Source organism: Streptomyces griseus subsp. griseus (assembly GCF_000720255.1).
Classification (GTDB): Bacteria; Actinomycetota; Actinomycetes; order Streptomycetales; family Streptomycetaceae; genus Streptomyces; species Streptomyces griseus_I.
In genome coordinates this window covers 1-22,962 of sequence record NZ_JOJE01000011.1, presented here as the reverse complement: position 1 = coordinate 22,962, position 22,962 = coordinate 1, and the positions used below count along the sequence as shown (strand labels likewise).

At 72.2% G+C, this 22,962-nt stretch carries 28 protein-coding genes, 1 tRNA gene and 1 pseudogene; 12 read left to right on the top strand and 18 right to left on the bottom strand.

Annotated features, from left to right (window positions below; translation table 11 throughout):
* Positions 1–145: 145 nt before the first annotated feature.
* Positions 146–2,614 carry an MFS transporter gene (locus IG99_RS16545; RefSeq protein WP_463607315.1) on the bottom strand — a complete coding sequence of 823 codons (2,469 nt, stop codon included), beginning with the start codon at positions 2,612–2,614 and terminating at the stop codon, positions 146–148.
* Between the two features lie 94 nt (positions 2,615–2,708).
* Positions 2,709–3,263 carry a MarR family winged helix-turn-helix transcriptional regulator gene (locus tag IG99_RS16540; RefSeq protein WP_037674715.1) on the bottom strand — a complete coding sequence of 185 codons (555 nt, stop codon included), beginning with the start codon at positions 3,261–3,263 and terminating at the stop codon, positions 2,709–2,711.
* 196 nt (positions 3,264–3,459) lie between these two features.
* On the opposite strand from IG99_RS16540, the gene IG99_RS16535 reads away from it, so the two are divergent.
* Positions 3,460–3,651, top strand: a complete 192-nt coding sequence (locus IG99_RS16535) for a hypothetical protein (RefSeq protein WP_037674713.1) — start codon at positions 3,460–3,462, stop codon at positions 3,649–3,651.
* A 114-nt stretch (positions 3,652–3,765) separates the two neighbouring features.
* Here IG99_RS16535 and IG99_RS50285 read toward each other — a convergent pair whose 3' ends face one another.
* The 5 genes from IG99_RS50285 to IG99_RS49595 form a co-directional block, all read right to left on the bottom strand.
* Positions 3,766–3,978, bottom strand: coding sequence for a hypothetical protein (locus tag IG99_RS50285; RefSeq protein ID WP_234311865.1), 213 nt, complete (start codon positions 3,976–3,978; stop codon positions 3,766–3,768).
* 713 nt (positions 3,979–4,691) lie between these two features.
* Positions 4,692–5,579 (bottom strand): RNA polymerase sigma factor SigF, encoded by an 888-nt coding sequence (locus IG99_RS16525; protein ID WP_037674710.1) that lies wholly within the window; start codon positions 5,577–5,579, stop codon positions 4,692–4,694.
* A 245-nt stretch (positions 5,580–5,824) separates the two neighbouring features.
* Complete coding sequence (locus IG99_RS16520) at positions 5,825–6,679, bottom strand: RNA polymerase sigma factor SigF (protein ID WP_234311877.1); 855 nt, start codon at positions 6,677–6,679, stop codon at positions 5,825–5,827.
* A gap of 198 nt (positions 6,680–6,877) precedes the next feature.
* Entirely contained in the window at positions 6,878–7,171 is a 294-nt protein-coding gene (locus IG99_RS16515) for a Dabb family protein (protein ID WP_037674705.1), read from the bottom strand.
* 57 nt (positions 7,172–7,228) lie between these two features.
* Positions 7,229–7,405, bottom strand: coding sequence for a hypothetical protein (locus IG99_RS49595; RefSeq protein WP_037674703.1), 177 nt, complete (start codon positions 7,403–7,405; stop codon positions 7,229–7,231).
* Between the two features lie 205 nt (positions 7,406–7,610).
* On the opposite strand from IG99_RS49595, the gene IG99_RS45475 reads away from it, so the two are divergent.
* The gene (locus IG99_RS45475) at positions 7,611–7,868 is read left to right on the top strand and encodes a PLDc N-terminal domain-containing protein (protein ID WP_078947745.1); all 258 of its coding nucleotides are present in this window, start codon (positions 7,611–7,613) and stop codon (positions 7,866–7,868) included.
* On the opposite strand, the gene IG99_RS16500 is transcribed toward IG99_RS45475, so the two are convergent.
* The 4 genes from IG99_RS16500 to IG99_RS16485 form a co-directional block, all read right to left on the bottom strand.
* Positions 7,850–7,934, bottom strand: a tRNA-Ser gene (locus IG99_RS16500). The two genes, IG99_RS45475 and IG99_RS16500, sit on opposite strands and share 19 nt — an antisense overlap.
* An 81-nt stretch (positions 7,935–8,015) precedes the next feature.
* Positions 8,016–8,447 (bottom strand): tRNA adenosine(34) deaminase TadA, encoded by a 432-nt coding sequence (tadA, locus tag IG99_RS16495; RefSeq protein WP_037674699.1) that lies wholly within the window; start codon positions 8,445–8,447, stop codon positions 8,016–8,018.
* Between the two features lie 56 nt (positions 8,448–8,503).
* Positions 8,504–9,025 carry a tRNA adenosine deaminase-associated protein gene (locus tag IG99_RS16490; RefSeq protein WP_037674697.1) on the bottom strand — a complete coding sequence of 174 codons (522 nt, stop codon included), beginning with the start codon at positions 9,023–9,025 and terminating at the stop codon, positions 8,504–8,506.
* 302 nt (positions 9,026–9,327) lie between these two features.
* Positions 9,328–9,528 (bottom strand): hypothetical protein, encoded by a 201-nt coding sequence (locus tag IG99_RS16485; protein ID WP_037674695.1) that lies wholly within the window; start codon positions 9,526–9,528, stop codon positions 9,328–9,330.
* A 137-nt stretch (positions 9,529–9,665) separates the two neighbouring features.
* Between IG99_RS16485 and upp the strand changes: the two genes are divergently transcribed.
* Entirely contained in the window at positions 9,666–10,301 is a 636-nt protein-coding gene (gene upp, locus IG99_RS16480) for a uracil phosphoribosyltransferase (protein ID WP_037675143.1), read from the top strand.
* Positions 10,302–10,403: 102 nt separating this feature from the next.
* Here the strand turns inward: upp and IG99_RS16475 are convergent, their stop codons facing one another.
* From IG99_RS16475 to IG99_RS16450, 7 genes are all read right to left on the bottom strand, one after another.
* Complete coding sequence (locus IG99_RS16475) at positions 10,404–11,033, bottom strand: LytR C-terminal domain-containing protein (protein ID WP_037674693.1); 630 nt, start codon at positions 11,031–11,033, stop codon at positions 10,404–10,406.
* Positions 11,034–11,152: 119 nt separating this feature from the next.
* Complete coding sequence (locus tag IG99_RS16470) at positions 11,153–11,449, bottom strand: type II toxin-antitoxin system VapB family antitoxin (protein WP_004943146.1); 297 nt, start codon at positions 11,447–11,449, stop codon at positions 11,153–11,155.
* Positions 11,450–11,801: 352 nt separating this feature from the next.
* Entirely contained in the window at positions 11,802–11,930 is a 129-nt protein-coding gene (locus IG99_RS51400) for a hypothetical protein (protein WP_267882536.1), read from the bottom strand.
* A gap of 98 nt (positions 11,931–12,028) precedes the next feature.
* Positions 12,029–12,358 carry a hypothetical protein gene (locus tag IG99_RS16465; protein ID WP_037675142.1) on the bottom strand — a complete coding sequence of 110 codons (330 nt, stop codon included), beginning with the start codon at positions 12,356–12,358 and terminating at the stop codon, positions 12,029–12,031.
* Positions 12,359–12,434: 76 nt separating this feature from the next.
* Positions 12,435–13,100: an HdeD family acid-resistance protein gene (locus IG99_RS16460; protein WP_037674692.1), complete on the bottom strand. Its 666-nt coding sequence runs from the start codon at positions 13,098–13,100 to the stop codon at positions 12,435–12,437.
* A 144-nt stretch (positions 13,101–13,244) separates the two neighbouring features.
* Positions 13,245–13,844, bottom strand: coding sequence for an HhH-GPD-type base excision DNA repair protein (locus IG99_RS16455; protein ID WP_037674690.1), 600 nt, complete (start codon positions 13,842–13,844; stop codon positions 13,245–13,247).
* A 24-nt stretch (positions 13,845–13,868) separates the two neighbouring features.
* The gene (locus IG99_RS16450) at positions 13,869–14,588 is read right to left on the bottom strand and encodes a siderophore-interacting protein (protein ID WP_037674687.1); all 720 of its coding nucleotides are present in this window, start codon (positions 14,586–14,588) and stop codon (positions 13,869–13,871) included.
* Between the two features lie 146 nt (positions 14,589–14,734).
* Here IG99_RS16450 and IG99_RS16445 point away from each other — a divergent pair, with 146 nt between their 5' ends.
* The 9 genes and pseudogenes from IG99_RS16445 to IG99_RS16405 all read left to right on the top strand — a co-directional run.
* The gene (locus tag IG99_RS16445; protein WP_037674685.1) at positions 14,735–16,828 is read left to right on the top strand and encodes a penicillin acylase family protein; all 2,094 of its coding nucleotides are present in this window, start codon (positions 14,735–14,737) and stop codon (positions 16,826–16,828) included.
* Complete coding sequence (locus IG99_RS16440; protein WP_037674684.1) at positions 16,821–17,420, top strand: GNAT family N-acetyltransferase; 600 nt, start codon at positions 16,821–16,823, stop codon at positions 17,418–17,420. Before IG99_RS16445 ends, IG99_RS16440 begins: the two co-directional genes overlap by 8 nt.
* The gene (locus tag IG99_RS16435; protein ID WP_037674683.1) at positions 17,417–17,890 is read left to right on the top strand and encodes a cupin domain-containing protein; all 474 of its coding nucleotides are present in this window, start codon (positions 17,417–17,419) and stop codon (positions 17,888–17,890) included. The genes IG99_RS16440 and IG99_RS16435 overlap by 4 nt, the downstream gene beginning before the upstream one ends.
* Positions 17,887–18,664 (top strand): annotated as a pseudogene (locus IG99_RS16430) (SDR family NAD(P)-dependent oxidoreductase). Before IG99_RS16435 ends, IG99_RS16430 begins: the two are co-directional and overlap by 4 nt.
* A 148-nt stretch (positions 18,665–18,812) precedes the next feature.
* The gene (locus tag IG99_RS16425) at positions 18,813–20,828 is read left to right on the top strand and encodes a copper resistance protein CopC (protein WP_037674680.1); all 2,016 of its coding nucleotides are present in this window, start codon (positions 18,813–18,815) and stop codon (positions 20,826–20,828) included.
* A gap of 171 nt (positions 20,829–20,999) precedes the next feature.
* On the top strand, positions 21,000–21,446 hold the full coding sequence (locus IG99_RS16420) for a hypothetical protein (RefSeq protein ID WP_037674677.1): 447 nt from the start codon (positions 21,000–21,002) through the stop codon (positions 21,444–21,446).
* A complete protein-coding gene (locus tag IG99_RS16415) occupies positions 21,443–22,072 on the top strand; it encodes a class F sortase (RefSeq protein ID WP_037674675.1) in 630 nt (209 codons plus the stop codon). The genes IG99_RS16420 and IG99_RS16415 overlap by 4 nt, the downstream gene beginning before the upstream one ends.
* Positions 22,073–22,113: 41 nt before the next feature.
* Positions 22,114–22,605, top strand: coding sequence for an RNA polymerase sigma factor (locus IG99_RS16410; RefSeq protein WP_037674673.1), 492 nt, complete (start codon positions 22,114–22,116; stop codon positions 22,603–22,605).
* The coding region (locus tag IG99_RS16405; RefSeq protein WP_037674671.1) for a hypothetical protein at positions 22,589–22,962 on the top strand (374 nt) is incomplete at its 3' end. The genes IG99_RS16410 and IG99_RS16405, both read left to right, overlap by 17 nt.

Sequence of the window (22,962 nt, the reverse complement as noted above, 5' to 3'; positions counted from 1 at the left end):
AACTCCTCACAGGGAACGAAGGAAGGTCGGGGAAGTCGGGGGAACAGGCGTGGGGAAAGCGGCCCCCCGGGCGCACAGGGAACGGGCCCGTGGCGGGACGCGCCTCCGCTCGGAGCGCGTCGCCCGCCACGGGCCGGTGTCCGGACTACGCGCCGGGGTGCGCGAGCTCGATGTCGTGCCCGTCGACGCCGGGCCCGTTCACCGTCAGCGCGGTGGCGACGGGCGGGTAGCCGGTCGCGATGACCGTGTACTCGCCGCCGTCGAGGTCGGCGAAGGCGTACGCCCCGTCCGCCCCGGTCGTCGCCGTGCCGACCACGTTGCCCGCCGCGTCGACGAGGGTGACGCGCGCGTCGGCCAGCGGCCCGTGCGGCGCCCGTACGACGCCCTGGACCTGGGCTCCGGCGTCCAGATCGACCTCGACGCGGGTGACGCCGGTGCCGCCCACCTCGACGGGCAGGGCGCGCGGCCGGAACCCGGCGGCGTTGACGGCGACCGTCACGGTCCCCGGCACCAGCTCGGCGAAGCCGAACTCGCCCTGCTCACCGGTGGTCCCGGTGGCCAGCAGATCGCCGCGCACATCGGTCACGATCACCATCGCGTCCTTGACCGGCAGCCCGGTCCCCGCGGCCCGCACGGTGCCGTTCAGCCCGCTGGTGCCGCTGAGCAGGATGTCGTACGCGACCGGCTCGTCACCGTTCACCACGATCGTGGACGCCTGCGGCTGGAAACCGTCCGCGGAGGCGATCAGGACGTACGATCCCGTGCCCGGCGCGTCCAGGGAGTAGGCGCCGTCGGGCTGCGCGACCGAGCGGCCCAGCTGGCGCCCGGCGAGCGAGATCAGGGTGACGGCGGCCTGCGGGACGGGCGCGCTCTCGGCGCCGCGGACGTGACCGCGGACCGGGATGCCACCGAAGGCGCCGGAACCGGCGGACTCCTTCGTGGCCACCGCGACGGCGGCGGCGAGCCGCTGCGTGCCCTCGGGGCCGGTCTCCGGGTCGGCCGTGGCGGAGGCGGAGCTGGTGGCCGAGCTGGGGGTCCGCTCCTCGGCGGCGGCCTCCGCGGGGGAGACGGCTGCCTCGGTGTCGACCGGGGACTGCTCGGCCTGCGCCAGCGCGCCCTTCGTCTTCAGGGGGACCTCCTTGATGAACAGCGTGATGAGGAAGGCGAGCAGCGCCAGGACCGAGGCGATCAGGAAGACGTCCGCGATGCCGTGGCCGTACGCGCTCTCCATCACCGTGCGCAGCGGTGCGGGCAGCTTGTCCATGTCCGGGATGGAGTCACCGGTGCTCGAACCGGACGCCAGGGAGGCGTACTTCGGGCCGAGGTCGGCGATTCCGTCCTTGGCGTAGTCGGTGATCCGGTGGGCCATGACCGCGCCCAGCGCGGAGACGCCGACCGCACCGCCGAGGGAACGGAAGAAGGTGACGGTGGAGCTGGCCGCGCCCAGGTCGGACGGGTCCACCTGGTTCTGGGTGGAGAGCACCAGGTTCTGCATCATCATGCCGATGCCGAGACCCAGCAGCGCCATGAATATGGCCATCTTCCAGTAGTCCGTGTCGTACCGGATGGTGCCCAGCAGACCCAGCCCCGCGGTCACCAGTACACCGCCGCCGACCAGCCAGGCCTTCCAGCGCCCGGTGCGGGTGATGAACTGGCCGGAGACGGTGGAGGAGACGAACAGACCGCCGATCATCGGGATCGTCATGACGCCTGACATGGTCGGGGACTTGTCCCGTGCCAGCTGGAAGTACTGGCTGAAGAAGACCGTGCCGGTGAACATCGCGACGCCCACGAACAGGGAGGCCAGCGACGACAGGGTGATGGTGCGGTTGCGGAACAGCCGCAGCGGGATGATCGGTTCGCTCGCCTTCGACTCGACGAGGATGAACAGCAGGCCGAGTACGACCGAGCCGCCGACCATCGCGTACGTCTGCCACGACAGCCAGTCGTACTTGTCACCGGCGAAGGTGACCCAGACCAGCAGCAGCGAGACCGCGGCGGAGATGAAGAACGCGCCGCCCCAGTCCACCTTCACGTCCCGCTTCACCACGGGAAGGTGCAGTGTCTTCTGCAGCACGATCAGCGCGATGACCGCGAACGGCACACCGACGTAGAAGCACCAGCGCCAGCCCAGCCACGAGGTGTCGGTGATGACACCGCCGAGCAGCGGGCCGCCGACGGTGGCGACGGCGAAGGTCGCGCCGAGGTAGCCGGAGTAACGTCCGCGCTCACGCGGGGAGATCATCGCGGCCATCACGATCTGGGCGAGGGCGGAGAGACCGCCGACGCCGATGCCCTGCACCACGCGGCAGGCGATGAGCATGCCGGCGTTCTGCGACAGACCCGCGGCGGCGGAGCCCAGCACATAGATGACGAGGGCGATCTGGACGAGGGCCTTCTTGCTGTACAGGTCGGCGAGCTTGCCCCACAGGGGAGTGGCCGCGGTCATGGACAGCAGCGCGGCCGTGACGACCCACGTGTAGGCGGACTGGCCGCCGCCGAGGTCGCCGATGATCTCGGGGAGGGCGTTGGAGACGATCGTGGACGACAGGATCGCCACGAACATGCCGAGCAGCAGCCCGGAGAGCGCCTCCATGATCTGCCGGTGCGTCATCGGCGCGCCGTCGGAGGACCCGTGGGAACCTCCCCCGTGCTTGGCGTGAGCCCGCACACCGGCTGGTGTGGTCGTTGCCATGGACTTCCTTCTCTTACGTGGTTGCGGGTGTACGGGTGGTCTTGTCGATCACGGAAGGTGCGGGCGGCCGGGGCGTGGGCGCCGGGGGGGCGACCGACCCGGGTGGGACCGGTGGGGGCGCCGCCGGCCGGGGGGCCGAGCGGCAGTCGCCGAAGCTGGCCCGCAGCCGGGACAGGCTCCGGATGAGCTGCTCGACCTCGTCGTCGGTCCAGTCGCTCAGACGGTCGGCCAGCAGGTCGGTGCTCCGCCGGGACAGTTCGTCCAGCTGCGCGCAGCCCGCCGGCGTGAGGTGCAGGATGCGCGAGCGCTTGTCCGCCGGGTCGGCGGAGCGCAGGATCCAGCCGCGTTCCGCGACGTGCGCGACATGGCGGCTGGTGACCGACATGTCCACCGCGAGCAGCTCGGCGAGCCTGCTCATGCGCATGTCGCCGTTCCGTCCGAGCAGCGTCAGCACGGCGGCCGAGCCGGCCGGGCAGTCGGGCGGGAGGATCCGCCCGAGGTCCCGCTTCACGGCCCCGACAGCGGTGAGCTGACGCGCGAGCTCCTCGTACTGCGCCTGCTCGGCCATCACACCTCCCGGTTATCGTTGCTTGGGGCAACCATAGAACCGCTTGGTTGCTACAGGCAAATAAAACCGAGGGGTCCGCGTCCAAAAACTTGGCAAAGGCAAGTATTACGACCGTAAACACGCAGGTGGGTTGCGGCGAGAAGGGCCTACAACCGCCACTTGGGCCACACCCCCTGATTCGCTAGGGTCTCTGGGCATGGCTAACACCCAGGGCCCCCAGGGCAACCACGACCCCGCCGGCAGCACCCAGATGTTCCGCGCCTTCGTCGACGAGGCCCCTCGGGCCCAGCAGCAGCAGACCTCTTCCGGCCCACGTGTCGGCCTGATCATCGGCGTGATCGCGGCCATCGCGATCGTGGCGGCGGTGGCCTGGCTGGCGCTGGGCTGACAACTCATGGCCGGTCGACCGACGGCGTAGCCCCCGTCACCTCCACCGCACGGACGCGTCCCGCGTCTCCACGTGCATGCCCAGCGGCACGCGCCAGGCGTCGACGCACACCGCTCAGGTTTTCTCCTCGCGGATGCCGGGTGCGATCGGTGCTGGAAGCCGCTCCGTCGATTCGACCGTCGCCCAGTCCACTCCCAACGCGCCGATGACGTGCGTTCCGAAGGTCACCGTGCCCGAGCGGACCGGCGCTCCGCCGGTGTTGCGGAAGGAGACGGTGACCTTTTCGCACCGGCACTCCTCGGCGGGCCGGCGCTCGGGTGTGCCCACGGTGAGAACGGCCGGGGTGGGGGGCGTGGGGCCGGGCTCGGAGGTGGGCGGGCTTGGTGGCGTAGCGGGCGGTGGGGTCGTCGTAGGCGAATCGGCGGAGCCGGGGCCGCCCGGAGTGGCGCCGGGGGCCGGAGTTCCCTGCGGGGCGCCGGGGCCGGGCTCGGTTTCCGGTGAGTCCGCCGACCTGCCCGGGTTTCCGTCGCTCGCCGCTCCTCCGCCGGCGTCCGAGCCGCGGGCGCTCCTCGAGCCGCTGCCGCACTCCGAAACCCCATCACGCCCCGCGCCCCCATCGCGCCCGGGGGCAGCACCCAGCCCCCCTCCGGTGTGTCCAGCGGGACCAGGCTCACCGCTGCGGTGGGCCCCCCGGCCGTACCTGGGTCCGTAGGGCCGCCCGCCGGGCCGACCGCCACATAGTCGTTGCCGTTGTCGTCGCCGTCGCCGTCGCCGTCATCGCCACCGTCCGCCGCCCACGTGCCCAGGACTCCGCCCAGGCAGACGACGGCCGCCGTCGCGCCGATCAGGGCGCGGCGACGGCCGTGTGCCGGTGTCCGTGTGGCTCGAGGCATCGCGCCAGTTTGGCTGACGCCCCGTCAGGAAGGAAGCCACGGGAACTCAGGGACTCCAGGGCCTCAAGGACCCCAGGGCCTCAGGCCTCAGGGACCCCGGGGCCTCAGACACTCCTGCGGCTCCGGGACTCCTGGGGCTTCGGGGACTCAGTCGGAGATGAGGCCGTCGCGCAGCTGCTGCAGCGTGCGGGTCAGGAGACGGGAGACGTGCATCTGGGAGATGCCGACCTCCTCGCCGATCTGCGACTGGGTCATGTTGGCGAAGAAGCGCAGCATGATGATGCGGCGCTCGCGCGGCGGGAGCTTGGCGAGCAGGGGCTTGAGGGACTCGCGGTACTCGACGCCCTCCAGTGCCGTGTCCTCGTAGCCCAGGCGGTCCGCCAGGGAGCCCTCGCCGCCGTCGTCCTCGGGAGTCGGGGAGTCGAGGGACGAGGCCGTGTACGCGTTGCCGACCGCGAGGCCGTCGACGACGTCCTCCTCCGAGACGCCCAGGACCGCGGCGAGTTCGGCGACCGTCGGGGAGCGGTCCAGCTTCTGGGAGAGCTCGTCGCTGGCCTTGGTGAGGGCCAGGCGAAGCTCCTGGAGCCGGCGCGGCACGCGCACCGACCACGAGGTGTCGCGGAAGAAGCGCTTGATCTCGCCCACGACCGTCGGCATCGCGAACGTCGGGAACTCCACGCCCCGTTCGCAGTCGAAGCGGTCGATCGCCTTGATCAGGCCGATGGTGCCGACCTGGACGATGTCCTCCATGGGCTCGTTGCGCGAGCGGAAGCGGGCCGCCGCGTAGCGCACGAGGGGGAGGTTGAGCTCGATGAGGGTGTCCCGGACGTAGGCGCGCTCGGGGCTGTTCTCGTCGAGTGCGGCGAGCCGCAGGAACAGGGAGCGGGACAGGGTGCGGGTGTTGATGGCTTCCGATGCCGTGAAGGCCGGGGCCGGGGTGGCCTCGATGGCCGTAACGTCGTCGAGCGCGGCGTCGGGCGCGGACTCGCTCTTCGTGAGCGTGAGCACCTTCGAGCTGCCCTGATCTGCGGACATGCCACCCCCTTTGGGTCGCGGGACGGTCGCGGCGAACGCTCCGATCGAGGAACGCCGACCTTCACCTGAATACCGGAGCCGGAGCCTCGGCAAACGCGCTTCCCGCAGAATGTCACATGTCGGCAACACGCTGTAGTGACATGTCGACATCTCAGTTACGAAACAGCCCTGGAAAGAGGCGGTCTGACGGCCTTTCGGCCCACAACTGTCGGGAACAGCCCTGGTGAGCGATTCGCTCCTGGGAGTTACGCCTCGATCCTGTTTGCGGATCGCAGCCGCTGGAAGCTACGCGCGAGTAGCCGCGACACGTGCATCTGGGAGACGCCGAGTTCCGCGCTGATCTGTGACTGGGTCAGATTGCTGTAGTAGCGCAGCAGAAGGATGCGTTGTTCGCGTTCCGGGAGTTGCACCAGGAGGTGGCGGACCAGGTCGCGGTGCTCCACACCGTCGAGCGCCGGATCCTCGTAGCCGAGCCGGTCCAGCAGGCCCGGCAGCCCGTCGCCCTCCTGCGCGGCCTCCAGCGAGGTGGCGTGGTACGACCGTCCGGCCTCGATGCAGGACAGCACCTCCTCCTCGGTGATGCGCAGCCGCTCGGCGATCTCGGCGGTCGTGGGGGTGCGTCCGAAGGCGGTGGTCAGGTCCTCGGTCGCGCTGTTGACCTGCACCCACAGCTCGTGCAGCCGACGCGGTACGTGGACGGTACGGACGTTGTCGCGGAAGTACCGCTTGATCTCGCCGACGACCGTCGGCATCGCGAATGTCGGGAACTGCACGCCCCGGTCCGGATCGAAGCGGTCGATGGCGTTGATGAGGCCGATGGTGCCGACCTGGACGACGTCCTCCATGGGCTCGTTGCGGGAGCGGAAGCGGGCGGCCGCGTAGCGCACGAGCGGGAGGTTCGCCTCGATGAGCGCCGCGCGCACGCGGTTGTGCTCCGGCGTGCCCGGCTGGAGGTCCTTGAGCTGACCGAACAGCACCTGGGTGAGGGCGCGGGTGTCGGCCCCGCGGCGTTTCTCGGGCGTCGGCGCCTCGGCCTGCGGCGCCGGGGCCTGAGCGGGAGTCTCTTCCTGGGGCGGCGCAGTACTGGCCGGCACGGTCAACGCCACCTCTTCGATCGGTCAACTCATCCATCAACTCACCCGTCAAAAGCGGTCATAGCATCACAAGACATGTGCACTGTGTGCAAGCACCTCGTGTACCCGTGTTGAATGTGATATCGGGTCATGTAGAGCGTGAAAAACCCTCCGCCGAAAGGGCGGAGGGCTTCGGTGAGGGGGCGGGCCGGAGCGCGCGCCGGCTCAGAACTCGTAGTCGGCGACCACCCACGTGGCGAACTCCCGCCACAGGGCGACGCCCGCCTGGTGGTCGGGGTGTTCCAGGTAGCGCTTCAGGGCGTCCGCGTCCTCGACCGCTGAGTTGATCGCGAAGTCGTAGGCGATGGGCCGCTCGCTGATGTTCCAGCCCAGTTCCCAGAAGCGCAGGTCCTCGATCGTGTCGCCCAGGGCGCGGAAGGCGGCGACGCCCGCCACGACCCGGGGGTCGTCGCGCTGGACGCCCTCATTGAGCTTGAAGAGGACCAGGTGGCGGATCATGGGGCGCTCCCATTGTGTGCGGTGGCCCCGACGGGTGCGGCGGGACCGGCGGACCGGCTACTTGGCTCCGCCGGCGATCCACGACATGAACTCGCCGATGGCCTTGGCGGCGTCCGATATGCCCTCGAACCCTATCTGGACGTAGTCCGCGGCCTTGGCCGGGTCCGTGATGATCACGTACAGGATGAAGACCACGAGCACGTACACGGCGATCTTCTTGGCGTTCACCGCCACCGCGGCCTCCCTCTGTGCCTGATGTGCCCGTAGGGCCCCCTGCGCCGACGACGGTGAGTGTAACTACAGGTCGTATTTAAGGATCAACGGCTCGGCGTCCGAGAAATCGCTCGTATCAACCGTGAACCGTTCGGGGGGCCTCGTCCGATGAACCGGTGAACGCGCTCCGGTGCGGCCGGAAAGACGGAAGAGGGAGAGAAGACGGATGCTGATGACACTGCTGGTCGTTGTCCTGGCGGGGATCGTGGCCCTGCTCTGGTGGGGAGTCCTGATCGACTGCGCCCGCACCCCCGAGGAGCAGATCCGCTTCGTACCGAAGCTCCTGTGGCTCCTCTTCCTCCTGCACGCCCCGGTCATCGGCGGCCTCGCCTGGACCTACCTGGGCAAGACCAACCGGACAGCCACGAGGGGCCCGGTCCACCGGACCGAGCCCCTCGTCAAGAGCGGTAGCGGAGGGATTTGAACCCTCGGTGACTTGCGCCACACTCGCTTTCGAGGCGAGCTCCTTCGGCCGCTCGGACACGCTACCGAGGGAGACCTTACAGCACGGCGGGGTGTGCCTTGAAATCAGTATCGGCGGCGGCGGGAAGGCCGTGTTCGCGGGCGGTGGTCAGCGGGAGCGGAAGAAGTCGGTGAGCAGCCGTGCGCAGTCCTCGGCGAGGACTCCCTCGATCACCTCGGGCCGGTGGTTGAGGCGCCGGTCCCGTACGACGTCCCAGAGGGAGCCGGCCGCGCCCGCCTTGTCGTCGCGGGCGCCGTAGACGACCCGGTCGACGCGGGACTGGACGAGCGCGCCCGCGCACATCGTGCAGGGCTCCAGGGTTACGACGAGGGTGCAGCCGGACAGCCGCCACTCGCCCAGCCGCTCGGCCGCTCGCCGGATCGCCAGGACCTCCGCGTGCGCGGTCGGGTCGCCGACGGCCTCGCGCTCGTTGTGCCCGGTCGCGAGCACGGTCGTACCGTCCGAGGCCAGCACGACGGCACCGACCGGGACGTCCCCGCCCCGGACGGCCAGCCCGGCCTCGTCGAGGGCGAGCCGCATGGCGGCCCGCCAGCGGTCGCGTACCGGGTCGGGCGTCCCTCCCGCGGTCGGTGCGGTCAGCGGACGGTCTCCAGGGTCTCCGAGGCGCCCAGGGCGTCGGCGATCTCCGTGACCGCGTCGGCGGACAGCGACTTCAGCTCCTTCTCGGTGACCCCGAGGTCGTCGAGGATGCCGACGTCGCCCACCGGGCCGTGCGGCACGGCGTCGGCGGAGCCGCCGTCCTCGGCGTCCTCGTCCTCACCGTCCTCGGTGCCGTCGAGGTCGAGGGAGTCCAGGTCGGCGTCGTCGTCGCCGGGCTCCCTGCCGAGCAGTTCGTCGGTGAGCAGGATCTCGCCGTAGCTGCTGCGGGCAGCGGCGGCGGCGTCCGAGACATAGATGCGAGGGTCCTCCTCGCCGTCGATGCGGACGACGCCGAACCAGGCGTCCTCCTGCTCGATCAGTACGAGCACCGTGTCCTCGTCCGGGGCGGCTTCCCGGGCCAGGTCGGCGAGATCCGACAGGGTCTCCACATCGTCGAGCTCTGTGTCGCTCGCTTCCCACCCGTCTTCGGTGCGCGCGAGCAGTGCGGCGAAGTACACCGTGACTCTCCCACTGGTCATAGGCGTGCCGGTTGGGGGTCCCCCCGGCGGAGGTTACGGGCGGAGAGAGCTGGGCTCCGAGCCCCACCCACTCGGAATCGTGGCAGAAACAAGGCGTTCAGGGGACGTCTTCTGCTCCCTGTGTCCGGTGGTTTTGATCGCACGTCCCCGAGTCGGTCCGTATGCAACTCACCAGCACACTCGTTGCGGCCACCTGCGGATCGTACGCGGCTTTCCCCAGCGTCCGCGCGCACCCACCCCCGCAACGCCCCGGTGGGCTTGGATCTTCCCGGTGCAGGCCGCTACCAGCGGAACGTCCGCATACGCATCGCGTGTCGCAGCCGGGCGGCCTTGGCGCGGCGGGGCTGGACGCGGTCGCGCAGTTCGCGGGCCTCGGCGAGATCGCGCAGGAATTGGGCGCGGCGCCGACGGCGCTCCGCGTCCGTCTCGGGCTCCCGCGGCGGCCCTTGTTCGGATGTGCTGCGGTCAGGCAGGTCGGGCATCGGCTCACCACCCCAGTCCGTCCCCACCACTTTCCCCCGGTCGGTGGGTTTGATGCCAACAGACGGGCTAAGCCAGGGGTAGAGCCTTGCGGAGCGTGGGGGCAATGAGGTCATGGGGCCCGGTTACTGTTGTGGTCATGCGTCTCCACGTCGTCGACCACCCCCTGGTCGCCCACAAGCTCACCACGCTGCGCGACCAGCGCACGGACTCCGCGACCTTCCGCCGCCTGGCCGACGAGCTGGTCACCCTGCTCGCCTACGAGGCCACGCGCGATGTGCGCACCGAACAGGTCGACATCACCACGCCGGTCGCCGGGACCACCGGCGTCAAGCTCTCCTACCCGCGTCCGCTGGTCGTGCCGATCCTGCGGGCCGGTCTCGGCATGCTGGACGGCATGATGCGGCTGCTGCCGACCGCCGAGGTGGGCTTCCTCGGCATGATCCGCAACGAGGAGACGCTGGAGGCGTCCACGTACGCCACGCGCATGCCGGAGGACCTCTCCGGGCGTCAGGTGTACGTCCTCGACCCGATGCTCGCCACCGGCGGCACGCTGGTCGCGGCGATCCGGGAGCTGATCAGGCGCGGTGCCGACGACGTGACCGCGGTGGTGCTGCTGGCCGCCCCGGAGGGCGTCGAGCTGATGGAACGCGAGCTGGCGGGCACCCCCGTCACGGTCGTCACGGCCGCCGTCGACGATCACCTCAACGAACAGGGCTACATCGTCCCCGGCCTCGGAGACGCGGGCGACAGGCTGTACGGCGCGGCCGAGTAGCCGGCTGCGACCTGTCTCGCGGGAATCTCCGGAGGAGCTTTCACCCACCCTCCGTACAGACCCCTCTCGTACAGACCCCTCTCCCCGCCCTTCGCCCGCCGCTCAGCAGCTCTTCTTGCTGTTGCCGCTGGGGGCCGGCTGCGGGGCCGTCAGGGCGGTGAGGGCCTTGTCCGCCGCGGCCTGGCTGGTCAGGTTCTTGAAGCCGGTGCCGATGACGAGGTCGACGGCGTCGCCCTTACGGGCGGCGTCGGTGCGGCGCTCGGCGCCGGCGAGCTGGGTGCCGAGGACGCGCAGCGCGGTGTTCTGGGCGGAGGCGGGGCCGAGCAGGACGCCGGTACCGGCGACCTTCTTGTCGTACTCCTTGCTCGCGTTGCCCACCTCGCCGATGCGGAAGCCACGCTTCTTCAGCTCGTCCGCGGTCTTCTTGGCGAGCCCGCTGCGGGGCGTGGCGTTGAAGACGTTGACCGTGATCCGGTTCGGAGGAGGCACGGCCGCGGCCGGGGGCGTCGCGCCCGCAGAGGGGCTCGCCTTGGTCGCGCAGTGGCTCTTCGTACCGGCCGCCGAGGCCGTTCTGCCGCCACCGGTGAAGACATCGATGAGCTGCAGTGTTCCCCAGCCCGCGACTCCGAGCGCGGCGGCACAGGCGACGGTCAGGACGACGAGCCTGCCGCGCCGCCGGTGAGGGCGCATCCGTGGGTATTTGTTCCCCGTGATCCGGTACTTGCCGCCCATGCCCTGGGGAGTCAGCATGCTCATGAACGCAGCGTAGTGCGCTCGGGCGGCCGTGCCTACTAGATGATCATTCGGCGGCACAGGAGAACCCGAAAGGGCCAACCCGCCACCGGCCGACGTCAGTCCAGTTCGAGCACGCGCGCGTGCAGCACCTGACGCTGCTGGAGCGCGGCGCGCACCGCGCGGTGCAGCCCGTCCTCCAGGTAGAGGTCGCCCTGCCACTTCACGACGTGCGCGAAGAGGTCGCCGTAGAACGTCGAGTCCTCGGCGAGGAGCGTCTCCAGGTCGAGCTGCTGCTTGGTCGTCACCAACTGATCGAGGCGGACCGGGCGCGGCGCGACGTCCGCCCACTGCCGGGTGCTTTCCCGGCCGTGGTCGGGGTACGGCCGGCCGTTTCCGATGCGCTTGAAGATCACACGGAAAGCCTACCGGCCCAGACCTTCCGGGCGCAGCCATGGCGACGGAGTGTGAGGGGGGAAAGGTGCCGTGAAAGAGGGCGAACCGGAAAGAACGCGCCCGGTCCTCGATCCGGGCGCACCCAGCGGGCGTTCCCTTCCCCGGATGCTTCAGCTGATTCCCTCCCAAGGGGGTGGTGTGTTCCTCGTCACGCGAGAGGCGTCGGCGCGTCACGCGAGAGGCATCGGCGCGCCGCGCGGGGTGGAGCGGGGGTGCGCGGTGGAGCCGGGGGGTTCGTGGCGGGGGGGGGGGGCGTGGCGCTGGCGGTGGGGTTCGTGGCGGAGGCGGTGGGGCCGCCTCCGCCGGCGGGGATCAGCGTTCCCGTTTCTTCGGGGGTCGCTGCTGCTGTGGCGTCGCCTCCTGCGGATGCGGCTTCGGGGTGCTGCGGGCGGCCTCCGCGCGCAGCAGGGCGCGCAGGACGGCGTAGGGGTCTGAGGGCATGGCTGTGTTCCTCGGTCCTGGTTTCTTGAGCTGGGTGGCGCGTGCCGGTTTTCTTCAGCGGGCCGGACTGCTCGGGCAGGCCGCAGGCCCCGGGCGGGTCAGCAGCGCAGGACCACGGAGCGCAGGGTGTGCGGGGAGTACGGCGGGCCGGGCGGCGCCGGGAGCGGCGGGACCGCCGGGTCGCCGGGGCGCGGGGCCGGGAGCGGCGTGGGACGCAGGGGCGCGGCGGGGCGGTGTGCGTGGTGGGCCGGGGGCCGTAGGACCGTGTCGAGGGCGTCGTACTCGACGCTCTCGCCGGCGACCGCCCCGACGGGCGCCGGGTGCGCCTCGGCGTGCGCTCCCGGTACCACTACGGCGAGCAGCAGCACGAGCACCCGCAGCCAGGCGCGGCTGCGGGGAAGACTTCGTGCGGTGCTCGCGGGGGTCATCTCGGTCATCTCCCCGCCGGGTGCGGGGCGGTCATCGCGCGGGCCGCGAGATCCGCTCGCACGGCGTACGAGGTCATCACACCGTGTGCGGGACCTGGCGGGCCCGTCCGCGGATGGTGAGGGCGACGACGATCTCGACGGCGCCGACCGCGACCAGCCAGATGCCGACGACGAGGGTGAGGACGGCGACCGACTCGAAGGGGGAGTCGATCAGCACGATGCCGCCGACGACGGTGACGATCCCGAGGAAGATCTGCCGGCCTCGCGCGGGCATGGCCGGGTCGGAGGCGGCGGCCAGGGTGTGGGTGATGCCGCGGATCAGCCAGCCGATGCCGATCCACAGGGCGAGCAGCAGGATCGACTGCATGGGGCCGCGGAAGCAGAACAGGCCCAGCAGTATCGACAGGGCGCCGCTGATGAAGGCCAGGACGCGCAGCGAGGTGGTCTTGTGGGTGCCGAAGGCGGAGACGAGCTGGGAGACGCCGCTGATGACGAGGTAGAGGCCGAAGAGGATGCCGACCGCGAAGAGGGAGGCGCCCGGCCAGACCAGTACCAGGACGCCCATGACCAGGGAGGCGGCACCGGTGATCAGGACGATCTGCCAGGTGGCGCGGGACAGGGCGTGCAGGGGGCCCTCGATGGGCGGTTCGGGCTCGTGTGCGGTCGCCGTGTGCCGGGCGTGCACCCTGCGGTCGTCGTACTCCTCCGGCCCCCGGGAGGAACCGGTCGGTGGCTCGGTCATGCTCCATGCTGGAACGGCCCCCCAAGGCCCCGCCATCCAGAACGGTCCGGACGGTCGACGGGGCTTCCCGTGGTCGAGTGGCCGACCGTGGTCCGGGCGGGGCGGCGCTTCGGCGTGGTCGGGGTGGGGACGGTCGGTCGGCGGTTACGTGGCCGGCTTCGTCGGCTTCGCCGCCTTCGCGGCTGCCTTCACCTCCTGCTTGTGGGCGCGGACCTTGGCCAGGGACTCGGGGCCGGTGATGTCGGCCACGGAGCGGAAGGACCTGGGTTCGCCGTAGGAGCCGGCGGCCTCCTGCCAGCCCTGGGGGCGCACGCCGAGCTGCTTGCCGAGCAGGGCCAGGAAGATCTGTGCCTTCTGCTTGCCGAACCCGGGGAGTTCCTGGAGGCGCTTCAGCAGCTCCCGCCCGTCGTCGACGCCCTTCCAGACGGCCTCGGCGTCACCGTCGTAATGCTCGACGAGGTACTGGCACAGCTGTTGGATGCGCTTGGCCATCGAGCCGGGGTAGCGGTGCACGGCGGGCTTCTCGGAGAGCAGGGCGACGAAGGCCTCGGGGTCCTGGGCGGCGATCTCGTGCGCGTCGAGGTCGGAGGCGCCGAGCCGGTCGGCGATCGTACGAGGTCCCTTGAACGCCCACTCCATCGGCACCTGCTGGTCCAGCAGCATGCCGGTCAGCGCGGCGAGCGGGGAGCGTCCGAGGAGTTCGTCGGCCTCGGGGTCCTGGGCGAGGTGCAGGGTGACGTTCATGGATCGATGATCCCGCGTACGGGATCAGGTCGCGCGCCAGTACCCCAGCGCGTGCGTGCGCTGCTTGGGGACGCCGAGCTCCTTGCGGACGTACGACGACAGGGCGCGGGTGGTCGCCGTGTCGCAGGCGATCCACACGTACGGCTCCGGGGTGGCCCCGAGCAGCGCCGGGAGGTCGGCGCGGACCCGCTCGACGAGGTGGGCTCCGGCGTCCCGGCGGGGGACCGGGCGCAGGTCGTGGCGGGCGGGGTCGGTGTGGAAGGGCAGGCCGTCGGGGTTGCCCTCGAACCAGACGGTCGCCGGGGTGTCGAACTCCGCGAGCAGGGAGTTGAGGGCGGGCAGCGAGGCCGGGTCGCCGATCGCGAAGACGTGCGAGGGTTCGGGCCGGGGCCGTTCGAAGCCGGTGCCCTGGACGGTCGCATCGATGGTGTCGCCCGGCTTCGCGGCCCGCGCCCAGTCGCCGGCGCACCCCTCGTGGAGGGCGAACTCCAGGGCGAAGGCGCCGGTGGCCGGGTCGGGGTCGACCAGGGTGTACGCCCGCTGGTGCGGCTTGCCCGCGTTGTCGAACCAGAGCCGGACCCACATCGTGGGGTGGACGCCCGTCGCGGCGAGCAGGCCGCCGTCGGTGAGGCGCAGCCGCCGGTAGTGCGGAGTGACGTCCTCGGCGTCCGTCACGGTGAACTCGTAGTCCTTGGCGCGCATCAGCTTCAGGACCGCGCCCTCCCATCCCCGCCCCTGCGCCATCGCGCCCTCACCTCTCGCGTACGATTCCACCCAGCCGACTTAGGCAAGGCTAACCTAAAGCACGTGTCCTGAGGCGCGTGTCCTGAGGCACGTGTCCTGAGGCACGTGTCCTGAAGCATGTGTCCGGAGCGCGAAGGGGCCACGGGGTGACCACCGAGATCCACAGAGACGCCTGGGGCGTCCCGCACCTGCGCGCGGACAGCGCCCTCGAGCTCGCCCGTGCCCAGGGCCGCGTCACCGCCCGCGACCGTGCCTGGCAGCTGGAGGTCGAACGGCACCGCGCCCAGGGCACCTCGGCGTCCTTCCTCGGCGTCGAGGCCGTGGCGTGGGACGTCTTCGCCCGCCGCGCCCGCCTGGACGACACCGCCCGCCGCTGCTGGGCCGCGCTGGAGGAGGCGGACCCGGAGACGGCGGCGTGGGTGCGCTCGTACGTCGAGGGCGTCAACGAGGGCCTGCACACCACCCTGACGTCCGAGGGTCCGCCAACCCACCGGGATTTCGAACGTGTCGGCCTCACCCCCGGCCGTTGGGAGCCCTGGACCCCGCTCGGGATCTGGCTGGCCACGCACATCCTCTTCGCCGGATTCCCCGCCAAGCTGTGGCGGGAGGAGGCGGCACACCACCTCGGTCCTGAGGCGGTCGGGCTGTTCGCCACGGACGGCCCGGGCACCTCCGGCAGCAACGGCTGGCTGGTGAGCGGGGAGCGTACGGCCACCGGGCAGGCCGTCATCGCGGGCGACCCGCACCGCTTCATCGAGGACCCCGGTGTCTACCAGCAGATCCACCTCGCCTGTCCCGAGTTCGACGTCATCGGCCTCGCCGTCCCCGGCGTCCCCGGCATCGCCCACTTCGGACACACTGGCACGGTCGCCTGGGCCATCACCAACGCCATGGCCGACTACCAGGACCTCTACCGGGAGCGGCTGCGGCGCACCGGTGCGGGCATCGAGGCCCTCGGCCCGGACGGGGTGTGGCGGCGGGCCGCCCGGCACACGGAGCTGGTCCGGGTGGCCGGGGAGGTGCCTGTCGAGGTCGAGGTGATCGAGACCGACCGAGGGCCGGTGATCGCCGGTGGACCGGAGGGACTCGACGACGGCACCCCGCTCGCCCTCAGCCTGCGCCACCCGCCGCGCGTCACCTCCGACCTCGGCTTCGGCGCCCTGCTCCCGCTGCTGCGGGCCCGCGGGGTCGCCGACGTGGACCGCGCCTTCGACGCCTGGGCGGAGCCGGTCAACGTCGTCCAGGCGGCCGACACGCAGGGCGGGTCGATGCACCGGGTCGCGGGCCGGGTCCCGGTGCGCGCCGAGGCCAACCGCACCCGGCTGGTGCCCGCGTGGGAGCCCGGCCACGAGTGGACCGGCTGGCACGAGATGCCCCGGGCCGGTCTGACCGACGGCATCGCGGTCATGGCCAACCAGCGCGGCCCCGCCGGCCCGCTGGGCGTCGAGTTCGCCCCGCCGCACCGCGCCGACCGCATCCGCGCCCTCCTCGACGAGCGCCGCCAGTGGTCCGCGGCCGACATGCCCGCGATCCACACCGACACCCACCTCGGCTCCGCCGGGCCCCTCCTCGACCACCTCGCCGACCTCGACGACCTGTCCGACGCGGCCGCCGCCCTGCGCGACCGCCTCCTGCGCTGGGACCGCCGCATGGACGCGGACAGCCGGGACGCGGCCGCCTACGCCGCGGTGCGGGACACGGTCGTGCGTCTCCTCGCCGCCCATCCGGCGTTCGCCGCGCTGGCCACCCCGCCCGCCTACCCGGAGGTCCTCCTCCCCTGGCTCGCCCTCGTCCCGCGCATCGGCTTCGCCCTCGAACACCTCCTGCGAGTGACGCACTTGTACGGAGTCGACCGCCCCGCCATCGTCCGCGCGGCCGTCGAGGAGGTCGCCGCGCGGCCGCCCGCCCGCTGGGGCGACACCCACCGCCTGGCCCCCTGGCGCGCGCTCACCGACCTCGCGTACGAGGGGCCGGCCCTGTCCGGCGACCACGACTGCGTGCTGTGCACCTCGGCCGTGCCCGGCTTGACCGACCTCGCCGCGCGCGGCCCGGCCGCCCGCTATGTGTGGGACCTGGCCCGGCGCGAGGACAGCCGCTGGGTGGTGCCGTTCGGCGCGTCCGGCGACCCCGCCGACCCGCATCACCACGACCAGCTCCCGCTGTGGCTCGCGGGGGAGCTCATCCCCGTATGCACGGACTGGGGCCGGCTGACGAAGGAGACCGAGGAGACCGATGTCTGACCAGCGCACCCCCGTCCACGAGCGGGTCCTCGACGGATTCGGCACCGTCCGCGTCCTGCCCCTCGACCCGCGGGCCGACGCCGACGTGATCCACCGCTGGGCCGCCGAGGAGCGGGCCTCCTTCTGGGGCATGAACGGCCTGACGAGGAACCAGGTCGCCGAGATCTACGCCCACATGGACACCCTCGACACCCACCACGCGTACCTGGTCGTGAAGGACGGCGAACCGGCCGCCCTCCTCCAGACCTACGAGCCGGAGGCCGACCGCGTCGGCGACTGCTACCCGGTCGAGGCCGGCGACATCGGCGTGCACCTGCTGCTCGCCCCCGCCGGACCCGACGGCGCGCGTTCCGGCTGGACCGCGGCGCTGGTGACGGCCATCGCCTCGTACGTCCTGCTGGGACTGGGGCGGCGCCGGGTCGTGGTGGACCCGGACGTGGCCAACGAGAAGGCCGTCTCCCGCTTCCTGCGGCAGGGCTTCGAGGCGGGCCCGGTCGTCACACTGCCGGAGATCGACCTGCCGGACGTGTACCTGCCCGAGAAGAAGGCTCAACTGGCGTTCCTGCGCCGGGAGGTAGCCTTCCCCGGGTGACTCCCGAGGACCTCGTCGCCTACTACGGCCTGGAGCCGATCCCACGCGAGGGCGGCCTGTTCCGCCGCACCTGGACCGGACCCGCGCGGGCCGACGGCCGCCCGGAGGGCACCGCCATAGTGGCCCTGCTGACCGCGGACGACTACTCCGCCCTGCACCGCCTGCCCACCGACGAGGTCTGGCACTTCCACCTCGGCGACCCCCTGGAGCTGCTGCTCCTCGCCCCCGACGGCGCCTCCCGCACGGCCGTCCTCGGCCCCGACATCCTCGCCGGCCAGCACCCCCAGCTCACCGTGCCCGCGGGCACCTGGATGGGCGGCCGGGTGGTGGCGGGCGGCGCGTGGACCTTCTTCGGCTGCACGATGGCTCCCGGGTTCACCGCGGAGGGATACGAGCACGGGGACGCGGCGCAGCTGACGGTGCGTTATCCGGCGGAGGCCGCGCGGATTCTGGAACTGTGCCGACCATGAACACGGGGAGCACGGGCTTGTCGGCGGGCCTGACCGCCCTTGTGACGGGCGCGGGCGGCAGTATCGGCAGAGGCATCGCGCTGCGGTTCGCGCAGGAGGGCGCCGCCGTGGCGCTGCACTGCCGTACGGCCGTCGACTCCGCGCGTGACGCGGCCTCCCGCACCGGTGAACTGGGCGGCCGGGCCGTCGTCCTGCGCGCGGACCTGACCGACGAGGAGGCGTGCCGCCGCCTGGTACACGAGGCCGCCGAGTGGGGCGGCGGACGGCTGACCACCCTCGTCAACAACGCGGGCGTCCAGCCGGTCCGCCCGCTGCCCGAGATGTCGGCGGCGGAGTGGCGGGAGGTGGGGGACACCAACCTGACCAGCGTCTTCACCTGCACCCAGGCGGCCGCCGCGATCATGCGGGAGCAGGACGGCGGCGGCACGGTGACCCACATCGCCTCCGTCGAGGCCCGGCTGCCCGCCGACGGTCACGCCCACTACGCCGCCTCGAAGGCGGCGGTCGTGATGCACGCCCGCGCGGCCGCCCTGGAGTACGGCCGGTTCGGCATCCGCGTCAACACCGTCTCGCCCGGCCTGATCGACCGCGAGGGACTGGCGGAGGCCTGGCCGGAGGGCGTGACGCGGTGGCGGCGGGCGGTCGCGCTTGACCGGCTCGGACGGCCCGAGGACGTGGGGCGACGCCTGCGTGTTCCTGGCCTCGCCGCTCGCGTCCTGGGTCACCGGGCAGGGCCTGGTGGTGGACGGAGGAGTGTCGGCGCGGCCGAAGTGATGAGACGTGTCACCTCGGCCCTCCGGTGAGCGCGGGCGGGCTTTCATCCGTACGTATCCCCGAGCGGCGAGTCCGGAGACGGAGTAGTGACGTGGGCGAAGGGCGCTATGACGGACGGCGAGGCGGAACACGGCGACTTCAAGGGCTGGTGCTGCTGGGCGCCATGCTGGTCCTGCTCGTCCTCGGCGGCGCGGGACCGGCGTCGGCCCACGCCGCACTCCGCGACACCGACCCCGCCGACGGAGCCGTCCTCAAGACGGCACCCCGCGCCCTGACCCTCACCTTCACCGAGTCGATAGGCCTGCTCGACGACTCCCTGCGCGTCCTCGACCCTGACAACCGCCGGGCGGACCGCGGCGAGCCACGGCACGCCTCGGGCCGGTCGGACACCGTGCAGGTCAGCCTGCCCGCGAACGCGACCGAGGGCACGTACGTCGTGGCGTGGCGGGTGGTGTCCGCGGACAGCCACCCGGTCTCCGGCGCCTTCACCTACTCCGTCGGCAAGCCGTCCCCGACCCCGGTCGTCGTCAGCGCCGGCCCCGTCGAGAACCGGGCCACCGGCAGCCTCTACGACCTCGCGCGCTATCTCGCCTACGGTGCCGCGGCGCTGTTCATCGGCACGGCCGTGTTCCTCGTCGTCTGCCGTCCGCCCGAGCCCGGCCGGCTGCGCAGGACGCTCGTGGTCGGCTGGTGGGTGCTGCTGGCCGCCACCGCCGTACTGCTCCTGCTGCGTGCCCCGTACGAGTCCGGCACCGGCCCGGCGTCGGCCTTCGACCCGTCCGCGCTGAAGCGCACCCTGACCACCCGTCCGGGCGAGGCCCTGGTGGCCCGTCTGCTGCTGTTGCCGGTCGCGGCGGTACTGCTGCTGCGCGCCCGGAAACACGAACGGCCCACCCGGGTGACGCTGGGCGCGGGCGCCGTCCTCGGGGTCGGCCTGGCGCTGACCTGGGCCTCGGCGGAGCACGCGTCGGCCGGTATCCAGGTGCCGGTGGCGATGACGTCCTCCGTGCTGCACCTGCTGGCGATGGCGGCCTGGCTGGGCGGCCTCACCGCGCTGCTCACCCTGCTCCACCGCGGCCCGCTGCCCGCGCTCACCGTCGCCCGCTTCTCCAGGCTGGCCTTCACCTCCGTCATCGTCCTGACGGTCACCGGCGTCTACCAGTCCTGGCGCGGCCTGGGCTCCTGGGCCACGCTCACGGAGACGGCTTACGGCCGCATCCTGCTCGTGAAACTGGCGGCGGTGACGCTGCTGTTGGCGGCGGCGGGCTGGTCCCGGCGCTGGACGGGGAGGTTGGTGGCGGCGGAGGCGGCGACCGAGTCCGGGGCGGAGAAGGGGACCGAGTCCGGGGCGGAGAAGGGGACCGAGTCCGGGGCGGAGAAGGAGACCGAGGTGGCGGTGAAGGAACGGGTGCCGGCGAAGGTGGGGGGAGCGGCGGAGGCCGAGACGCGGGAGGACGCTTCCGGCGCGCCTGGTGGCTCGGGCACGGCCGACGCCTCCGGTGCGCCTGGTGGCTCGGGCACGGCCGAGGCTTCCGGTGCGCCTGGTGGCTCGGGCACGGCCGAGGCTTCCGGTGCGCCTGGTGGCTCGGGCACCTCCGAGGCTTCCGGTGCGCTTGGTCGCTCCGGCATCGCCGAGGCTTCCGGCGGGCCCGAAGAGCCCCCCGCGGAAGACGCGCATCGCAAGGCTCTGCGCCGCTCCGTGCTGGTCGAGGTGGCCGTCTCCGTGCTGGTCCTGATGATCACGACGGTGCTGACGAACACCCTCCCGGGCCGCGCGGCGGCCGAGGCGTCGACGACGGCGTCGAGCGCGGGCGCCGGCACGGTGACCGCCGCCTCCGTCACCAACGTCCCCTTCGAGGTCGGCAAGGCCCGGGGCCGCGTCCAGGTCACCCTCGAGTCCAACCGGGCCGGTGACAACTCGGTGGAGGCCATCGTCTTCGGTCCCGACGGCAGCCCGGCCATCGTCCCCGAGGTGCGCGTCACCTTCACCCTCGCCAGTCAGAGGATCGGCCCCCTCGACACCCGGGTCACCGACAAGGGCGGCTACTGGGGCGCCGACTCCTTCAACCTGCCCATCCCCGGCACCTGGGAGATGAAGGTGACGGTCAGGGTCTCGGAGGTGGACCAGGTGAGCGAGACCAAGCAGGTCCGTATCCAGCCCTGACACCGAGCAGGAGAGCTCCGGGAGGAGAAGCGCCGGACCCGCCCCGGTCCCGGACCTCCCGGGGCTTTGCCATCTCTTTACAACGCGCCCCACCGCCCCCTCGTCTCTCCCCTCGTCCGCAACACAGCCCCTGGGCCATCGGCCGGGCTGACCGACGAAGGAGAGCGACAGATGCGCCGAACCATCCTCAGTGCCGTGGCACTCGCGTGCACCGCCGTCCTGGCGAGCACCGCCCCCGCGCTGGCGGACGAGCCGTCCGCGGCCCCCGCCGCCCCGGCGTCCGCGGCCCCGAGCGCCGAGCCGACCCTCCCGCCGGCCGATGCGCCGAGCGCCGCTCCGAGCGCCGTGCCGTCCGTCCCGCCGACCAAGGCCCCCGGCGGGGAACCGACCGCCATGCCCTCCCCGGACGACGAAGGCACCGAGGCGACCGTCGCTCCGTCCGAGGGCGGCCAGGTCGCCGTCACCCCGAGCGGCGCCCCCGACACCGGTGTGGTGGCGGCGAACTCCGGAGACGGTGGCGGCCAGGCCGGAGTGATCGGCGGGGGCGCCGCCGCGGCCCTCCTGGTCGGCGGCGCGACCGTCTTCGTCGTACGGCGTCGGCGGGCGACCGGAGCATGACCCCGCTCTCCAGGCGCGCCTGCCTCACCGCGGCGCTGGCGACCCTGCTGACCGGCTGTGGCGGCGGGTCCGACGGGCCCGACCGAGCCGGGCCGCGCGACGACGGCGCCGCACCGGACGGCACGCCACCCCCTTCGCGGCCCTCCCCGAACGCGGCCCACGCCCTCGCGCGTTCGGTCCCGGTGCGGCTGCGGATCCCCGCCATCGAGGTCGACACCCCGGTCATGCGGCTGGGGCTCGCCGCGAACGGCAGTGTGCAGGTACCCCCGATCACGGTCCACGACCAGGCCGGCTGGTACGGGCACTCACCGACACCGGGCCAGGTCGGCCCCTCGGTGATCCTCGGCCACGCCACCGTCGGCGCCTACGGGGACGGTGTCTTCCACGACCTCGCCCGGCTGCGGCGGGGCGACAAGATCGCGGCGCGCCTGGGGAACGGCACGACGGCACGGTTCACCGTCGAGACCGTACGGACGGTCGCCAAGGCGGAATTCCCGACGGAGGCGGTCTACGGGGACGTGGACCGCCCGGAGTTGCGGCTCATTACGTGCGGTGGCCCCCGTACCGGCGACGGCTACCGCGACAACGTGATCGTCTTCGCGGGCCTGAGCTCCGCCACCCCCTGACCCCGCCCCGCGCACGAGTGTCCCCACGACCATGGAGAGCGTTGAAACGGTCCCGCGAGAAGGCAGCGTCCGAGTTGTTCGCCGCCCTCTATCCACGTCTCGCCGGCTGGTGCCGCCGTCTCGTCGACGACGACGAGACGGCCCATGAGATCGCCTCCGAGGCGTTCACCCGGCTCTGGGCCCGCTGGACGTCCGTGGCGGAGCCGCGCGGGTTCCTCTACGTCACCGCGGCCAACCTCGTCCGGGACCACTGGCGCAAACTCGAGCGCGAACGCAGGGCCGTGCACCGCGTCACCGTCGAAGCCGCCGTACAGCCGCAGCCGGAGCAGGCCGATCCGTCGGTACGTCTGCTCGTGCAGGCGCTGCCGGAGCGACTGCGGGTGCCGATCCTGCTGCACTACTACGCTGACATGCCGATCCGGGAGGTGTCCGCGCTGACCGGGCGCAAGGAAGGAACCGTCAAGGCCGACCTTCACACGGCTCGCGAACTGCTCCGCGCCCACCTGAGGAGAAGCCTTGATCACACACTCTGACGAGGGTCCGGACTTCGACCCCTACGACCCGGACTTCGATCCCGACGACCCGCTCACCGTCATCCTGCGACCGCCGTCGTCCACCTATCTCGGGCCGCCGCCCGGCCACTTCGAGGCGATCCGCCGCGGCGCGTTCCGGCGCCTGATGCTGCGCACGGCGGCCGGCGCCGGCCTGGTCTGCGCGGTCGCGGCCCTGATCGCACTGCCCTTGCGCCTCACGGCACCCGACAAACCCACGACACCGACGGCCCCCATGGCCCCGCCGTCCCCCGCGAGCCCCACCCCGGCGAGCCCGGCCCCGACGGCCGTCCCCACCACCACCTCACCCGACCCGTCCGACCCCGCCACCCCGTCCCC

Coding starts and splice junctions, on each gene's coding strand:
- IG99_RS16465 (WP_037675142.1), bottom strand. CDS start 12,358: ATGACCCCCGCGAGCACCGCACGAAGTCTTCCCCGCAGCCGCGCCTGG.
- IG99_RS16460 (WP_037674692.1), bottom strand. CDS start 13,100: ATGACCGAGCCACCGACCGGTTCCTCCCGGGGGCCGGAGGAGTACGAC.
- IG99_RS16415 (WP_037674675.1), top strand. CDS start 21,443: ATGACCCCGCTCTCCAGGCGCGCCTGCCTCACCGCGGCGCTGGCGACC.
- IG99_RS16540 (WP_037674715.1), bottom strand. CDS start 3,263: ATGGCCGAGCAGGCGCAGTACGAGGAGCTCGCGCGTCAGCTCACCGCT.
- IG99_RS16545 (WP_463607315.1), bottom strand. CDS start 2,614: ATGACGCACCGGCAGATCATGGAGGCGCTCTCCGGGCTGCTGCTCGGC.
- IG99_RS45475 (WP_078947745.1), top strand. CDS start 7,611: ATGCTGATGACACTGCTGGTCGTTGTCCTGGCGGGGATCGTGGCCCTG.
- tadA (WP_037674699.1), bottom strand. CDS start 8,447: ATGCGGCTCGCCCTCGACGAGGCCGGGCTGGCCGTCCGGGGCGGGGAC.
- IG99_RS16455 (WP_037674690.1), bottom strand. CDS start 13,844: ATGAACGTCACCCTGCACCTCGCCCAGGACCCCGAGGCCGACGAACTC.
- IG99_RS16515 (WP_037674705.1), bottom strand. CDS start 7,171: ATGATCCGCCACCTGGTCCTCTTCAAGCTCAATGAGGGCGTCCAGCGC.
- IG99_RS16485 (WP_037674695.1), bottom strand. CDS start 9,528: ATGCCCGACCTGCCTGACCGCAGCACATCCGAACAAGGGCCGCCGCGG.
- IG99_RS16535 (WP_037674713.1), top strand. CDS start 3,460: ATGGCTAACACCCAGGGCCCCCAGGGCAACCACGACCCCGCCGGCAGC.
- IG99_RS16420 (WP_037674677.1), top strand. CDS start 21,000: ATGCGCCGAACCATCCTCAGTGCCGTGGCACTCGCGTGCACCGCCGTC.
- upp (WP_037675143.1), top strand. CDS start 9,666: ATGCGTCTCCACGTCGTCGACCACCCCCTGGTCGCCCACAAGCTCACC.
- IG99_RS16450 (WP_037674687.1), bottom strand. CDS start 14,588: ATGGCGCAGGGGCGGGGATGGGAGGGCGCGGTCCTGAAGCTGATGCGC.
- IG99_RS16525 (WP_037674710.1), bottom strand. CDS start 5,579: ATGTCCGCAGATCAGGGCAGCTCGAAGGTGCTCACGCTCACGAAGAGC.
- IG99_RS16440 (WP_037674684.1), top strand. CDS start 16,821: ATGTCTGACCAGCGCACCCCCGTCCACGAGCGGGTCCTCGACGGATTC.
- IG99_RS51400 (WP_267882536.1), bottom strand. CDS start 11,930: ATGCCCTCAGACCCCTACGCCGTCCTGCGCGCCCTGCTGCGCGCGGAG.
- IG99_RS16475 (WP_037674693.1), bottom strand. CDS start 11,033: ATGGGCGGCAAGTACCGGATCACGGGGAACAAATACCCACGGATGCGC.